Source organism: Methylophaga nitratireducenticrescens (assembly GCF_000260985.4).
Classification (GTDB): Bacteria; Pseudomonadota; Gammaproteobacteria; order Nitrosococcales; family Methylophagaceae; genus Methylophaga; species Methylophaga nitratireducenticrescens.
Map to the genome: position 1 here is coordinate 1526637 of NC_017857.3, position 14893 is coordinate 1541529.

Genomic DNA, 14893 nt, shown 5'->3' on the forward strand with positions numbered 1-14893 from the left:
TCTAAGGATTGCTGACGTGGAAATGATGCCTTACCTGAAACTGATGGCTGATAAGGAAGCCTCAGATTTGTTTTTTTGTACTGCGACCGAACCGCAAGTCAAAATTCAAGGGGTGATTCGCCCCGTTGGCAGTAAAAAAATGCTGACAGGTGAAGTGAAAGACCTCGCCTACTCATTAATGGATCAGCAACAGATAGCTGAATTTGAACAAAATCTGGAAATGAATTTTGCGGTTCCAGTCCACGGCGTTGGCCGGTTCCGGGTCAATATCTTCCGGCAGCGTGGCGAAGTCTCCATGGTCATTCGCTATATCCGTACCCATATTCCTAATTTTGAAGAAATGAGTTTGCCACCTGTACTGGGTAATGTGGTGATGGAAAAACGTGGTTTGATTCTGGTTGTCGGTGCCACCGGCAGCGGTAAATCCACTACGTTGGCCGCAATGATTGGTCATCGGAATCGTAATTCCGGATCACATATTCTGACCATTGAGGATCCGCTGGAATTTGTGCATTCCCATCAACGATCAATTGTGCAGCAACGCGAAGTTGGTATTGACACCCTGTCTTATGAGAATGCATTGAAAAATGCCCTGCGTGAAGCGCCAGATGTCATTTTGATTGGTGAGATCCGCGATATGGATACCATGAAACATGCCATTAATTACTCTGAAACCGGTCACCTGTGTTTAGCCACGTTGCATGCCAATAATGCGAATCAGGCACTGGACCGGATCATTAACTTTTTCCCGGAAATGATGCATCGTCAGATCCTGATGGATCTGTCACTGAATTTGCGTGCCATCATCTCGCAGCGTTTATTACCTTCAGTGCAGGATGGCAATCTGGTACCGGCGGTTGAAGTCATGCTCAGCTCGCCATATATCGCAGAATTGATTAATAAAGGTCAGATCGGTGCGATCAAAGATGCGATGAAAGAAAGTAGTGAACCGGGGACGATTACCTTTGACCAGGCCTTGTTGACATTGTATCGGGAAGGCAAGATTTCTCAGGAAGATGCATTGCGCAATGCCGATTCACGCAATGACCTCAGTCTGGAAATACGCATGGGAGCATCTCATGATGACAGCGATGCAGAAGACGAATTAATCCTCAGCTAAGCGTAAATATAGGGCTTGCTGATCTTTCATAGCCGCCTCTGTTGTGACTGAAAGTCCACCAATCAAGGCGCTAGGACTGCGGTTTGTGAGATACATTCATGTATCTCACCTCTTCGTGGCTTACGCTCAAACATGCTCCCGGCATTTTTGTAATCTTTCTAAATAAACGACGAGCAACGCCCAGTGGTGGATATGAAAGATCAACAAGCCCTAGTGCGTGTATAATCGAACTATTTTGATTCGAAGGTAATTTTGTAATGCAGTTGAATTTCCTTGACTACGAGCAGCCTATTGCCGAGCTGGAAGCCAAAATCGACGAACTTCGCTACATGAGCAATGACAGCGATCTGAATATAACCGAAGAAATTCAGAAGCTTAAGGAAAAAAGTGAATCGCTGACGCGCTCGATTTTTTCCGGATTAACGCCATGGCAAGTCACCCAAATGGCGCGCCATCCACAGCGACCTTATACGTTCGATTACATCAAACATCTGATCACAGACTTCGAAGAATTGCATGGTGATCGCGCCTACGCCGATGACCAGGCATTAATTACCGGAATGGGCCGTTTCAACGGTCAGCCGGTGATTGTTATTGGTCATCAGAAAGGCCGTGATACTAAAGAGAAAGTTGCACGTAATTTCGGTATGCCACGCCCTGAAGGCTATCGTAAAGCGTTACGTGTGATGAAATTGGCCGAACGCTTTGGCATGCCAGTATTGACCTTCATTGATACGCCAGGTGCTTATCCCGGTATCGGTGCTGAAGAGCGCGGTCAGAGTGAAGCCATTGCTCGGAATCTGTTTGAAATGGCTAAATTAAAAACTCCCATTATCAGCACCGTTATCGGTGAGGGTGGCTCAGGTGGTGCACTGGCAATTGGTGTTGCTGATCATTTGATGATGCTTCAATACAGTATTTATTCAGTTATTTCACCGGAAGGCTGTGCCTCCATTCTCTGGAAGAGCGCTGAAAAAGCTTCTGATGCTGCCGCAACGCTAGGTGTGACGTCAGATCGTCTGAAATCCCTGGGTTTGATAGATGAAATTGTCAAAGAACCCCTGGGTGGTGCGCATCGTGATCCTGAAGCACTGATGGCAAACATGAAAACAGCCATCAACACTAAAATTAAGCAGTTACAGGCGATGCCAGTAGATGAACTGGTTAAACGTCGTCAAAAGCGTTTGCTTGATTATGGTGCCTTTGAAGGATAAACAGGCCCTGGTTTATAAAAGTGTCTTTTGACACAGAATTAGTTATTCAGAAGATCCGCAAATATTGCGGATCTTCTACTTTATGGGTGGCCTACAGCGGTGGCATGGACTCTCATGTGCTGCTGCATTTTCTCGCGACCCATCGAGAGCAATTTCCACAAAAAATTCAGATTGTGCATGTCGACCATCAGCTGCAATCTCAATCTGCCCATTGGGCAGAACACTGCCGACAGGTTGCTGCTTCATTACACATGCCATTTCACTGCCTGAAAGTGATGGTGACGGATATTAATCAGTCAGGTCTTGAATCAGCCGCACGCACCGCGCGTTATCAAGCTATTGATCAACTGATTAACGATGATGGTGTTTTGCTAACTGGACAACATTTGCAAGATCAGTCTGAAACCTTGATGCTGCAATTACTGCGAGGGGCTGGCAATCGTGGATTAGGAGCGATGAAAGCAATTTCTCAATGGCAGAATCTGCAGATTGTCCGGCCATTGCTGACTATTTCCCGAGAAGCTTTATTAGAATATGCAACAACACATCAGTTGCAGTGGATTGAAGATCCCAGCAATCAAAATACCCAGATAAACCGTAACTTCCTACGTCATCAAATCTGGCCATTGTTACAACAGCGTTGGCCTGCCTTAAACCGCAATCTGGCACGTTCTGCCAATAACCTGCAGGAAAGCCAGATTCTGTTGGATGAGATAGCGCAAGAAGATTTAAATTCTGTCGAAGCTGATGTCATTGATGGCAGTTTAAACATTACCAAATTGCATATGTTGAGCGCGCCAAGGCAACGCAATGTGCTGCGATTTTTTATAAAACAGTTAAATATGGTGCTGCCGTCACGCATAAATTTGCAACGGATTTTAACGGAGGTCTGTCAAGCAGCAGTAGATGGGCAGCCTCAGGTCAGTTGGAGCCAATACATTGCCAGGCGTTACCAGAACATCCTTTATATCAGTACGTTAACGCAACATCCTTTAACTGTTTTATCCGTTAACCTGATTTACGATCAGCAGCCCATATTGTTGGATGCTGAGCGTAAGATAGTTTGGAAGGCTTTAAAGGGAAAAGGGATTCGTGCCGAACTGTTTCGCTCTGGTTTAGCACTAACGTTTCGTCAGGGTGGAGAGAAAATTCAGTTATCCGGCAAGTCCCATCATCAGTCATTAAAAAAGTTGTTCCAGGAATGGCAAATCCCGGTTTGGCAACGCGATTCAATTCCGTTGTTGTTTGCCAGCCAGCAATTAGTCGCAATTGTCGGCTATGCCTGTGCAGAAACAGCAAAGCCGTTATCCGACGAAACTGGCTGGTTACCAGTGATTGAGCAGACTTGATGGGGATATTTTGATTGAGCGACTCGGGCAATTCTGATACTTTATGACGATATTTTTGAGTGTGGCTATTCTGGCTGCACCGCTATTGCAAAAACTCTCCATAATATGACTAAATTTATATTTGTCACTGGTGGTGTTGTGTCGTCTCTCGGTAAGGGAATCGCGGCGGCTTCACTGGCAGCGATTCTAGAAGCTCGTGGCCTGAAGGTCACAATGATTAAACTCGATCCCTACATCAACGTTGATCCCGGAACAATGAGCCCTCTGCAACATGGTGAGGTGTTTGTAACGGATGATGGTGCTGAAACCGATCTGGATTTAGGTCACTACGAGCGATTTATTGATGCCAATATGACCAGCCGCAATAACCATACGACTGGCCAAATCTATGAAAACGTTATCCGTAAAGAACGCCGGGGAGAGTATCTTGGCAATACGGTGCAGGTCATTCCGCATATTACCGATGAAATCAAACGCTGTGTTTATGAAGGCGCTGGCGATGCCGATGTTGCACTGGTGGAAATCGGTGGTACGGTCGGCGATATTGAGTCATTACCGTTTTTGGAAACCATTCGTCAGATGGCCACTGAATTAGGCCGTGATCGTGCCTTGTTTATTCATCTGACATTGGTGCCCTATATTGCTTCTGCCGGTGAAATCAAAACCAAACCCACTCAGCATTCAGTAAAAGAACTGCGCACTATCGGTATTCAACCAGATGTTTTGCTTTGCCGTATGGATCGTCCTTTACCGGAATCCGAACGCCGCAAGATTTCATTGTTCACCAACGTTCCTGAAAAATCGGTTATCACTTGTATTGATGTGGACAGCATTTACAAGATACCAATGGAGTTACACAAACAAGGTCTTGATGACATTGTGGTGAAACAACTGGGACTTGACGCTAAACCGGCCGATCTGAGTCAGTGGCAGCAGGTTTATGAAAATCTCTCCAACCCGCAGGGCGAAGTCAATATCGCTATGGTCGGCAAATACATGGAGTTGACCGAAGCCTATAAATCCCTTTCCGAAGCCTTGGTTCATGCTGGTATTCATACCCGTACCAAGGTCAATGTGCATTATGTCGATTCTGAAATGATCGAGAAAAATGGCACCAACAGTATTGCCGATATGGATGCCATTCTGGTGCCTGGCGGTTTTGGCAAACGTGGTGTTGAAGGGATGATTTCAACCGCCCAGTTTGCCCGCGAAAACAATATCCCGTATCTGGGAATCTGTCTGGGTATGCAGGTAGCCGTCATTGAATATGCTCGTCATAAAGCAGGACTGACACAGGCTTTCAGTACCGAGTTTGAACCGAATACGCCAGATCCAGTGATAGGTCTGATTACGGAATGGCAGAAAGAGGATGGCAGTGTAGAACAGCGTGATCATGATTCAGATCTGGGTGGCACCATGCGTTTGGGTGGTTATCCTTGTGTACTGAAACCTGGTTCATTGGCACAGCAGATTTACGGCACCGATGAAATCGTTGAACGCCATCGTCATCGTTATGAGTTCAACAATAACTACAAACAAAAACTGGAGGCAGCTGGAATGTTGTTTTCCGGCATGTCAAAAGATAACTCGCTTGCCGAAATGGTTGAAATACCTGGACACCCTTGGTTTGTAGCCTGTCAGTTTCATCCGGAATTTACTTCCACCCCAAGACACGGACATCGATTATTTGAAGGCTTTATCAATGCTGCGGTGTCGAATCATAAAAAACGAGGACAGCAGTAATGCAATTATGTGGTCATGAAGTTGGCGGTAAACAGCCGTTATTTTTGATTGCCGGCACCTGTGTCATCGAAAGTGAACAAATGACGATGGATGTGGCTGGTCAGTTAAAAGAGATGACAGACAAACTGGGTATCCCATTTATCTACAAATCCTCATTCGATAAAGCCAATCGTACTTCAACCAATACCTATCGTGGTCCCGGTCTTGAGGCAGGTATGGCAATTCTGGAAAAGGTTAAAAAAGAATTCGGCTTGCCTATTCTGACAGACGTTCATGAAGACACCCCGCTGGCAGAAGTTGCCAGTGTGGTCGATGTGCTGCAAACCCCGGCTTTCTTGTGTCGACAGACCAATTTTATTATTAATGTTGCCAGCCAGGGCTTACCGGTAAACATTAAAAAAGGCCAGTTTCTGGCGCCATGGGATATGCAGCATGTCGCTGATAAAGCCAAATCAACGGGTAACCAGCAGATCATGTTATGTGAACGTGGTACCTCATTTGGTTATAACACGTTGATTTCAGATATGCGTGGTTTACCGACCATGCGTCATATGGATTGCCCGGTAGTATTTGATGCCACCCACTCGGTGCAGCAACCCGGTGGGCAGGGTGGCAAAAGCGGTGGCCAGAGACAGTTTGTACCTGTGCTGGCACGTTCTGCAGTAGCGGCTGGCATTGCTGGCTTGTTCATGGAAACGCATCCGGATCCTGAAAAAGCCCTGAGTGATGGACCGAATTCCTGGCCACTGCATAAAATGCAGGCTTTACTGGAAACGCTGATTGCTATCGATAAAACAGTTAAACAACAAGACTTTATTGAAGACGCTTACCTGTAACAGGTGGCATGCCAGAACAGGGTGATTATCTGGCGACTTCAATTTTAGATGGAGACAATTATGAGTAAAATTATAGATGTTCGTGGCCGTGAGATCATTGATTCTCGTGGTAATCCTACGGTCGAAGCTGACGTTATTCTTGCCAGTGGCGCCATAGGAAGAGCAGCTGTACCTTCAGGTGCTTCAACTGGCGAACGTGAAGCGATTGAGTTACGTGATGGTGATAAGTCACGTTATTTGGGCAAAGGCGTGACCAAAGCTGTTGAAGCCATCAATACTGAGTTACGTGCGGCCGTTGTTGGAATGGATTGCCTCGATCAATCCAGCCTGGATGAAAAACTCATTGCCTGTGATGGTACTGATAATAAACAACGTCTGGGCGCCAACGCAATTCTGGCGGTTTCCATGGCGGCGGCAGTTGCCGGTGCGGATGAACAGGGGTTGCCTTTATATCGCTATCTTGGTGGAGATAAGGCGGTGACCTTGCCGGTACCGATGATGAACATTATAAATGGTGGATCACACGCTGATAACAGTGTTGATTTCCAGGAATTCATGATTGTGCCGGTCGGTGCCAAAAGCTTCAAAGAAGCCGTTCGTGCCGGAGCAGAAGTATTTCATCAGTTAAAAGCAGTTTTATTAGCCCAAGGACTTAATACCGCAGTGGGCGACGAAGGGGGATTTGCCCCCGATCTGGCGTCAAATGAAGCGGCTATGGAACTGATTATGCAAGCCATCAAGCAGGCCGGCTATGAACCGGGCCGTGATGTCATGATCGCGCTGGATGTCGCCAGTTCCGAGTTTTATAAAGACGGTATGTATCGTCTGGAATCCGAAAAGCGCAGTCTTACTGCGGCTGAATTAACGGAACTGCTGGAAACCTGGTGCAATAAGTATCCAATCATCAGTATCGAAGATGGCATGGATGAAAACGACTGGGATGGATGGAAATTGCTGACCGATCGAGTAGGCGATCGTATTCAATTAGTGGGTGATGATTTATTTGTGACCAACAGTGCGATTCTGCAGAAGGGTATTGACGCCAAGGTGGCCAATGCGATTTTGATTAAGCTGAATCAAATCGGTACGTTGAGTGAAACACTGCATGCGATGAATATGGCCGCCGAAGCAGGTTACAAATCTATTGCTTCTCATCGCAGTGGCGAGACGGAAGATACCTTTATTGCCGATTTGGCGGTGGGTACCCAATGTGGCCAAATCAAGACTGGCTCGATGTCGCGTTCAGACCGGGTAGCAAAATATAATCAGTTGCTGCGTATTGAAGCTGAGCTTGGTGCTACAGCAATTTATCCGGGGTTGCGGGCTTTCGCCTGTCAGTGAAGTTTGACGTATGAAAACAGTACTGATTGTGCTGACGTTAATTTTTGTCATGCTGCAATACAGATTGTGGTTGAGTCATGATGGTTTACCCGCTTTGTTAAGACTTCATCACACAGTTGAAAAACAACGTATTGATAATGCAAAACTTGAAGAGCGTAATCAGGTACTGGCGGCAGAAGTTGCTGATCTTAAAAGCGGTTTGGATGCATTGGAAGAGCGTGCTCGCAGTGAACTGGGTATGGTTAAGCCAGAAGAAACCTTTTTTCACATAATCGAACTTCCTGAAGATGAACAATAAAGTCTGGGCGGTGGTGCCTGCGGCAGGGATCGGCAGCAGAATGCAGGCCGATCGCCCTAAGCAGTATCTAATACTGAATAATCAACCGGTTATTGTTCATAGTCTGCAACGGCTTATCAGTCATCCTTTAATCGAAGGGGTCGTTGTCGCGCTTTCAGCCAATGATCCCTACTGGCCATCGCTGAATCTGCCATCACACTGGCCAATCCATACAACACTTGGTGGGGAGCATCGGGCGGATTCAGTGAGCAATGCGTTAGAGTTTCTAAAAAATCTTACTCAGCGGGATCCCTGGGTATTGGTGCATGATGCCGCACGTCCCTGCATTCGTCACAGTGATATTGATTCCATGTTGCAGCAATTAAGCGATGATCCGGTGGGCGGTATTTTAGGTGTGCCGCTCAGTGAGACGATCAAACGTGTGAACGCAGATAACACCATCGAAGCAACAGTCGATCGAACTGGATTATGGCGGGCATCCACACCTCAGATGTTTCGCTTGAGAGGCCTGGCTGAGGCATTAACTCAAGCGAAACAATGTAATATCAATGTTACTGATGAGGCCAGTGCAATGGAGTTTATGGGCTTAGTACCCAAAATGGTTGCCGGGCATGCTGACAATATCAAAATTACTCTGCCACAGGATCTGGCATTAGCAGCGCTATTTTTACAACAACAGAATAATGGAGAAGCTGCGTGAGAATAGGCCATGGTTATGATGTTCATCGGTTTGCTGAAAACGGTTCGTTAATTATTGGTGGCGTAAATATTCCTCATACACATGGACTTGAGGCTCACTCCGATGGGGATGTGTTGATTCATGCAATATGTGATGCTTTGCTCGGCGCTGCAGGCTGGTGGGATATTGGTCACCATTTTCCTGATGATGATATGGCTTTTGCGGGAATTGATAGTCGGGTACTGTTACGCCGTGTATATGACGATTTAGCGGCGGCTGGCTGGCATGTAAGCAATGTCGATTCTACAGTGGTAGCACAAGTTCCTAAACTGGCGCCGTATATCCCGCAAATGCGAGAATTGCTGGCCACAGACCTGCATATTGAGTCCTCGGCAATTAATATCAAAGCGACAACCACTGAAAAACTGGGATTTGTCGGCCGCCAGGAGGGCATAGCGGCTCATGCTGTGGCGCTTATCCAAAAGGTTGAATCTGTTTGAAACATTTCGATTATTTATCCCTGCCACGCCATTCTGACACTGCTTCAGGCTGTAGTGCCAAGCTACGTGAAAAAGCGGTTTATTTTGAAGTGGAGGAACATCTGCCATTTTCGCCGGAGGGCGAAGGGTCGCATGTCTGGTTATATGTGCAGAAAACCGATACCAACACTGACTGGTTGGCCCAGGAAATTGCCCGTTTTGCCGGTGTGTCGCCTGTTGCTGTCGGATACGCCGGACTTAAGGATCGTCATGCAGTTACATCCCAATGGTTCAGTGTAAATTTACAGGGTTTGCCGGAACCGGATTGGCTGGCATTTGAAAATGAACAAATTAAAATTCTTAAAGCGGTTCGTCACAGCAAAAAATTAAAACGTGGGGCACTTGCCGGAAACCGTTTCCGTTTGCGATTAACCGACATTGTCGGTGACCCGAGTATCTGGGAGCAGAATCTGCAATTAATTGCGGAGCAGGGAGTACCTAATTATTTCGCCGAACAACGTTTCGGTCATCACGGTAATAATCTGAAAAAAGCAGAGCAATGGTTCACAGAAGGAACAGAGCCAAAAAAGCGTAATCAACGCAGTATTATTATTTCAGCAGCGCGTTCCTGGCTATTTAATCTGGTGCTGGCCGAAAGAATCCGACAACATAACTGGAATCAAATGTTGGCGGGGGATGTGATGCTACTGGCCGGTACCCGCGCCAGTTATTTTGTCGCTGAAACCAAAGATCAAGTACTTGAAAAGCGGATTAACGAAATGGACATCCATCCGACCGGGCCACTCTGGGGTAAGGGGGAGGCTATCAGTAAGAATGATACGCTGGCTCTGGAACAGAGCGTATTAACAGATTGGCTGGATTGGCAGCAGCAGTTGGAGAAAATTGGTTTATCGCAGGAACGTCGTGCACTGAGATTATTTCCACAGAATCTTAAATGGCAATTTATCAACCAAACCAGTTTACTGTTAGAGTTTGAATTGGGGCCGGGCAGTTATGCAACGGCTGTTTTGCGAGAACTGGCTGAAATTCAAGATATGTCGCAGAAAATTTCCACAGTGTCACCTAGTGAATAGGATTCAGTGATCTCTGAAGGAGGCTGATATGAATCACTCCATGATTAAGATGTTGTTGCTGGTTTTATGCTATATCCCTTTTACTGTTCAGGCAGTAGACCGTTGGCAGACGTCAAGTGGCGATAAACATACTGCCGTACTGGAATTATTTACTTCAGAAGGCTGTGGGCTTTGCCCTCCTGCGGAACGCTGGTTATATCAACAGCAGCAGGCAGAGCTTGATTATATTGTGTTAGGTTTTCATGTTGATTATCTGAATGATAAGAAAGGCTGGGTGGATGCATTTGCCAAGCCGGTATTTTCCGAACGACAGAAACAATTGGCCCGGTTGAACCGATATCAGACGATTTACACTCCGGAATTTGTATTAAGTGGTGAGTCGCTGCCAAATTGGCGGGCGAATTTCGCTGAAGCAGTAAGTTTTCTCAATGAATTTGATGCTCAAGCGCAGATTCGTTTAAGAGTTTATCTGATTAATGATCAGTTGATGATTGATAGCCGAAGCCAGGTAACTGGTGAGGAAAATCGTCAACACAGCAAACTGTATCTTGCTATTACTGAGGATGATGTCAGCAGTCTTGTCCTTGGAGGAGACAATGCCGGACAGACCTTTAATCATCAAAACCTGGTTCGTCGATGGTTGGGTCCGTTTGAGCTTGATGATTCTGGTGAAACCTTTATTGAACATCAAGTGAAATTGTCACCTGAATGGCAGCAGGACAAACTGAAACTGGTGGCGATTGTTCAAAATTTAACCGATGGTTATATTTTGCAGGCCGTGGAATTACCTTTAACACAATAGAAGTTAGATGGATTATTTACCGATATTTATAGATTTAAAACAACGCCAGTGTCTGGTGGTGGGTGGTGGCGAAATTGCAGCTCGTAAAGCAGCATTACTATTGAAAGCTCAGGCATCAGTGACCATTGTTGCCCCCGAGATTGCTGAGATGTCGCGCCAATTACTGGAAAATTCTGACTATGAAAGCAGACTGCACTGGATCAATGATAGATTTGATTCAAGCTATCTTAATCAGCAAACACTAGTGATCGCAGCGACCAATGATGAAAAAGTTAATCTTGAAGTCTATCAGGCAGCCAAAGCCAGAAATATTCTCACCAATGTGGCTGATCAACCCGAAATGTGTGACTTTATTCTGCCTTCGGTACTGGATCGTTCGCCCATTGTGGTGGCAATATCCAGTGGAGGTCAGTCACCTATTCTTGCCAGACAATTACGCGCACGACTGGAAACACTGATTCCACCGGCTTATAGTAAATTGGGTTTACTGGTGGGTGAATATCGTGAAAGGGTAAAGGCAAAGTTCGGCCATATTAAACAGCGTCGTCGTTTCTGGGAGTCGGTTTTACAAGGCCCGGTATCCGATCATGTGTTGGCCGGTCGGGATGAATTGGCGATTAAAACGCTTGAAACCTTAATTGAAGATACTGCTGACAATGCTTTGCAACAAGGTGAGGTTTATCTGGTGGGGGCCGGTCCCGGTGATCCCGATCTATTAACCTTTAAAGCCTTGCGTTTGATGCAACAGGCCGATGTGGTTTTCTATGATCGTTTGGTCAGTAAGGAAGTGCTGGCATTAGTGCGTAAAGAAGCAGAAATGATTTATGTCGGAAAACAGCGGGCATGGCACAGCAAGCGTCAGGATGAAATAAATCTGTTATTACTGGAACACGCTCAGGCTGGCAAACGTGTTTTACGTTTGAAAGGCGGTGATCCGTTTATCTTTGGTCGTGGTGGTGAGGAAATTGCCACGCTGGCTGAACAGAAAATTCCCTTTCAGGTCGTACCGGGAATTACAGCGGCTTCCGGTGTTGCTTGCTACTCAGGTATTCCATTAACACATCGTGATTATTCACAAAGTTGTGTGTTTGTAACAGGTCAGTTAAAAGAAGGTGAGCTGGATTTGAATTGGCAGGCGTTAGTGCAGCCCCGGCAGACAGTCGTAGTTTATATGGGCCTCGCAGGCCTTGATATACTTAGCCAGAAGCTACAACAACACGGCATGAGAGCAGATATGCCAGCGGCACTGGTTCAGCAAGGAACAACAGAGAATCAAAAGGTGTGGACAAGTACTATTGCCGAGCTTCCTGAATTGGCAAAAAAACAACAACCTGTCGCACCAACGCTACTAATTATTGGTGAAGTTGTACAATTGCATAATCAACTATCCTGGTTTTCCTAATAAAATCAACAGATTAATCTTCCCGTATTGTTTTAGGAATTTTTCCTAATTCTATGTGTGAAACGTCATGCTAGCATCGCCGTAAGCTTCATAGAAAGCGATATAAAAAAATTAATACAAATATTAAATCTGGGAGATTAAGATGGCGATTCCATTCCGACGCGGCGTCCTGCCTGCGTTATTAGCTAGTGTATTGACCCCGGGACTCAGTTTTGCTGCTGAACCGGATCTTCAACTTGAAAATATCGAAGTCATCAGTCTTACACCATTACATGGTGTAGGACTGGAGGCGGATAAAATTCCAAGTCATGTTCAAACTGCAACTGACGAAGATATTGAGCGTAACCAAAGCTTGGATATTTCTGATTTTATGAATCAGACGATGGGTAACGTAAGCCTCAATGCTGCACAAAATAATCCTTTCCAACCGGATTTGAAATTCCGTGGTTTTACTGCTTCTCCTCTTGTCGGTAATTCTCAAGGAATATCGGTTTATCAGGATGGCGTTCGAGTTAATGAACCTTTCGGCGATGTGGTTAACTTCGAATTATTGCCTAAGTCGGCTATAGCCAGCATGAATATGATGTCAGGATCAAATCCGCTGTTTGGTCTCAATACGCTGGGTGGCGCTTTATCGATTCAAACGAAAAATGGTTTTACCCACCCTGGTCATAGTCTGGAAGCTTACACCGGTTCATTTGGTCGTGATTCGGGCACAGTTGAAACGGGTGGCAATGACGGCAATTTTGGTTATTTTGTGACTGGTTCCATTACCAAAGAAGATGGCTGGCGTGATTTTTCACCTTCCAGGGTTGAACAGTTCTTTTCCAACTTGAGCTATCGTAATGAAACCAGCAGCCTGGATTTTGGTATTACAGCTGTTGACAGTGACCTGAACGGAAATGGTGCATCACCTATTGAGCTGGTTGCTGAAGATCGGGAAGCTGTGTTCACCCATCCGGATAACACACAAAATGAATTGCGTATGTTCACTTTGAACGGTTCACATTGGGTAAATGACAATGTCATGTTGTCTGCTAACACCTATTATCGCCGCAGTGATCGCAGTACCTTTAATGGTGATGGTTCGGAATTATTAGCGTATGACGATGGCGGTAATTTAGTTTTAGCTGAAGAAGATGACATTGAAGAATATGAAGATGGAATTATAAATCAAGCTGAATTCTTAGAAGATGTTATAGGTGGAGCTGCTGGACTTGGTTTTGCGGATGGCGATTTTGTCGCGTTAAACAATACTAGTAAAACCCAACAAGATAGTTATGGTTTTGGTCTGCAATCAACATTTTTAAATGATTTATTTGACCGTGAAAACCAACTTATTGTAGGTGCTTCCTACGATACTTCTGATGTCAAACATTCATCACAATCCGAAATTGCACAGTTTACTGATACTCGTGGAACTGACGGTACAGGCCTTATTATAGATGAAACAGTGGTTGATGGTGATATTGAAACGGATACATTCAGTCTGTTTTTCACCAATACACATTCATTAACTGAGCGTTTGGATTTAACATTAGGTGGTCGTTATAACTGGATTCAGATTGATATTTCGGGTACCAGTGAAGGTGGTGTCCAGCCACTGAATGATGCTGGTAACAAACATGTATTCAAACGTTTCAACCCAACAGTTGGATTGACCTATGCCTTGCAAGATAATGTGACAGTTTATGGTAATTACAGCGAATCTAACCGTGCTCCGACCGCATCTGAACTGACTTGTGCTGAGCCGACATCTCCTTGTGCATATCCTAATGCTTTCCTGGCAGATCCTCCGTTGGATGATGTTGTCGCTAAAACATTGGAAGCTGGTCTGCGTGGTCAACAAGAGATGTTTAACTGGTACAGCAATATTTATTACACCCAGTTAAAAGATGATTTATTGTTCTTTTCAGAAGATGAAGAAGTATCTGAGGACGAAAGCGCTCGTTTAGGTTTGGGTAACTTCAGAAATATTGACAAAACAGCGCGTGCCGGTCTTGAATTAGGTTTGAATGGTAAATATCAACAACTGACATGGTTTACTAACTACAGTTATGTTCGTGCGACTTTCGAGGATAATTTTGATTATTACCGTAACGGCGATATTTATAGCGTTAGTAAAGGCGACCGTCTGCCAAGTATTCCTGAGCATAATATCAAGATCGGTGTTGATTATGCCTTTACACCGAAATTATCTCTAGGTGCGACAGCTTCATATCACTCTAGCCAATATTACCGTGGCGATGAAGCGAATGAAGACAAGAAAATCAGTGGCTATGGATTGGTTAATCTTCACGGTCGTTACAAGCTGAATAAAAATGTTCAGTTCTTTGCCAAAGTCGACAACCTGTTTGACAGTGAGTACGAAAGCTTTGGTTTATATGGTGAACCGGATGAAGCTCCGGGTCTGACATTAGAAGATCCACGCTTTGTGGGTGCAGGTGCACCTAGAGCTGGCTGGATTGGTTTTAAAATTACAATGTAATCCAATCGTTTAGCTAATAGAAAGGCCGCTACTTGCGGCCTTTCTTTT

At 45.3% G+C, this 14893-nt stretch carries 13 protein-coding genes; all 13 read left to right on the forward strand.

The features are described from left to right. Nucleotides 1-16: 16 nt before the first annotated feature. The 13 genes from Q7A_RS07395 to Q7A_RS07455 all read left to right on the forward strand — a co-directional run bounded on the left by Q7A_RS07395 (nt 17) and on the right by Q7A_RS07455 (nt 14845). Nucleotides 17-1120 (forward strand): PilT/PilU family type 4a pilus ATPase, encoded by a 1104-nt coding sequence (locus Q7A_RS07395; RefSeq protein ID WP_014706716.1) that lies wholly within the window; start codon nt 17-19, stop codon nt 1118-1120. 257 nt (nt 1121-1377) lie between these two features. Beyond that, nucleotides 1378-2334 (forward strand): acetyl-CoA carboxylase carboxyltransferase subunit alpha, encoded by a 957-nt coding sequence (locus tag Q7A_RS07400; RefSeq protein WP_014706717.1) that lies wholly within the window; start codon nt 1378-1380, stop codon nt 2332-2334. 20 nt (nt 2335-2354) lie between these two features. After that, the gene (tilS, locus tag Q7A_RS07405; RefSeq protein ID WP_048480984.1) at nt 2355-3683 is read left to right on the forward strand and encodes a tRNA lysidine(34) synthetase TilS; all 1329 of its coding nucleotides are present in this window, start codon (nt 2355-2357) and stop codon (nt 3681-3683) included. 105 nt (nt 3684-3788) lie between these two features. Further along, complete coding sequence (locus tag Q7A_RS07410; protein WP_014706719.1) at nt 3789-5426, forward strand: CTP synthase; 1638 nt, start codon at nt 3789-3791, stop codon at nt 5424-5426. Next, nucleotides 5426-6262: a 3-deoxy-8-phosphooctulonate synthase gene (gene kdsA / locus Q7A_RS07415; protein ID WP_014706720.1), complete on the forward strand. Its 837-nt coding sequence runs from the start codon at nt 5426-5428 to the stop codon at nt 6260-6262. Before Q7A_RS07410 ends, kdsA begins: the two co-directional genes overlap by 1 nt. Before the next feature lie 60 nt (nt 6263-6322). After that, nucleotides 6323-7603, forward strand: a complete 1281-nt coding sequence (gene eno, locus Q7A_RS07420) for a phosphopyruvate hydratase (RefSeq protein WP_014706721.1) — start codon at nt 6323-6325, stop codon at nt 7601-7603. A gap of 10 nt (nt 7604-7613) precedes the next feature. Beyond that, nucleotides 7614-7901 (forward strand): cell division protein FtsB, encoded by a 288-nt coding sequence (gene ftsB, locus Q7A_RS07425; RefSeq protein WP_014706722.1) that lies wholly within the window; start codon nt 7614-7616, stop codon nt 7899-7901. Beyond that, entirely contained in the window at nt 7891-8601 is a 711-nt protein-coding gene (gene ispD / locus Q7A_RS07430; RefSeq protein WP_014706723.1) for a 2-C-methyl-D-erythritol 4-phosphate cytidylyltransferase, read from the forward strand. The genes ftsB and ispD overlap by 11 nt, the downstream gene beginning before the upstream one ends. Continuing rightward, nucleotides 8598-9080: a 2-C-methyl-D-erythritol 2,4-cyclodiphosphate synthase gene (ispF, locus tag Q7A_RS07435; RefSeq protein ID WP_014706724.1), complete on the forward strand. Its 483-nt coding sequence runs from the start codon at nt 8598-8600 to the stop codon at nt 9078-9080. Before ispD ends, ispF begins: the two co-directional genes overlap by 4 nt. After that, nucleotides 9077-10153, forward strand: a complete 1077-nt coding sequence (truD, locus tag Q7A_RS07440; protein WP_014706725.1) for a tRNA pseudouridine(13) synthase TruD — start codon at nt 9077-9079, stop codon at nt 10151-10153. The genes ispF and truD overlap by 4 nt, the downstream gene beginning before the upstream one ends. Before the next feature lie 28 nt (nt 10154-10181). Continuing rightward, nucleotides 10182-10955, forward strand: coding sequence for a DUF1223 domain-containing protein (locus tag Q7A_RS07445; protein WP_014706726.1), 774 nt, complete (start codon nt 10182-10184; stop codon nt 10953-10955). 7 nt (nt 10956-10962) lie between these two features. Next, nucleotides 10963-12357 (forward strand): siroheme synthase CysG, encoded by a 1395-nt coding sequence (cysG, locus tag Q7A_RS07450; protein ID WP_014706727.1) that lies wholly within the window; start codon nt 10963-10965, stop codon nt 12355-12357. Between the two features lie 142 nt (nt 12358-12499). Further along, nucleotides 12500-14845, forward strand: coding sequence for a TonB-dependent receptor (locus tag Q7A_RS07455; RefSeq protein ID WP_014706728.1), 2346 nt, complete (start codon nt 12500-12502; stop codon nt 14843-14845). The last annotated feature ends 48 nt before the right edge of the window (nt 14846-14893 follow it).

Excerpts from the sequence above, each read along its gene's own strand:
- Q7A_RS07400 (WP_014706717.1), top strand. The coding sequence starts at position 1,378 with ATGCAGTTGAATTTCCTTGACTACGAGCAGCCTATTGCCGAGCTGGAA.
- Q7A_RS07410 (WP_014706719.1), top strand. The coding sequence starts at position 3,789 with ATGACTAAATTTATATTTGTCACTGGTGGTGTTGTGTCGTCTCTCGGT.
- kdsA (WP_014706720.1), top strand. The coding sequence starts at position 5,426 with ATGCAATTATGTGGTCATGAAGTTGGCGGTAAACAGCCGTTATTTTTG.
- eno (WP_014706721.1), top strand. The coding sequence starts at position 6,323 with ATGAGTAAAATTATAGATGTTCGTGGCCGTGAGATCATTGATTCTCGT.
- ftsB (WP_014706722.1), top strand. The coding sequence starts at position 7,614 with ATGAAAACAGTACTGATTGTGCTGACGTTAATTTTTGTCATGCTGCAA.
- ispD (WP_014706723.1), top strand. The coding sequence starts at position 7,891 with ATGAACAATAAAGTCTGGGCGGTGGTGCCTGCGGCAGGGATCGGCAGC.
- Q7A_RS07445 (WP_014706726.1), top strand. The coding sequence starts at position 10,182 with ATGAATCACTCCATGATTAAGATGTTGTTGCTGGTTTTATGCTATATC.
- cysG (WP_014706727.1), top strand. The coding sequence starts at position 10,963 with ATGGATTATTTACCGATATTTATAGATTTAAAACAACGCCAGTGTCTG.
- Q7A_RS07455 (WP_014706728.1), top strand. The coding sequence starts at position 12,500 with ATGGCGATTCCATTCCGACGCGGCGTCCTGCCTGCGTTATTAGCTAGT.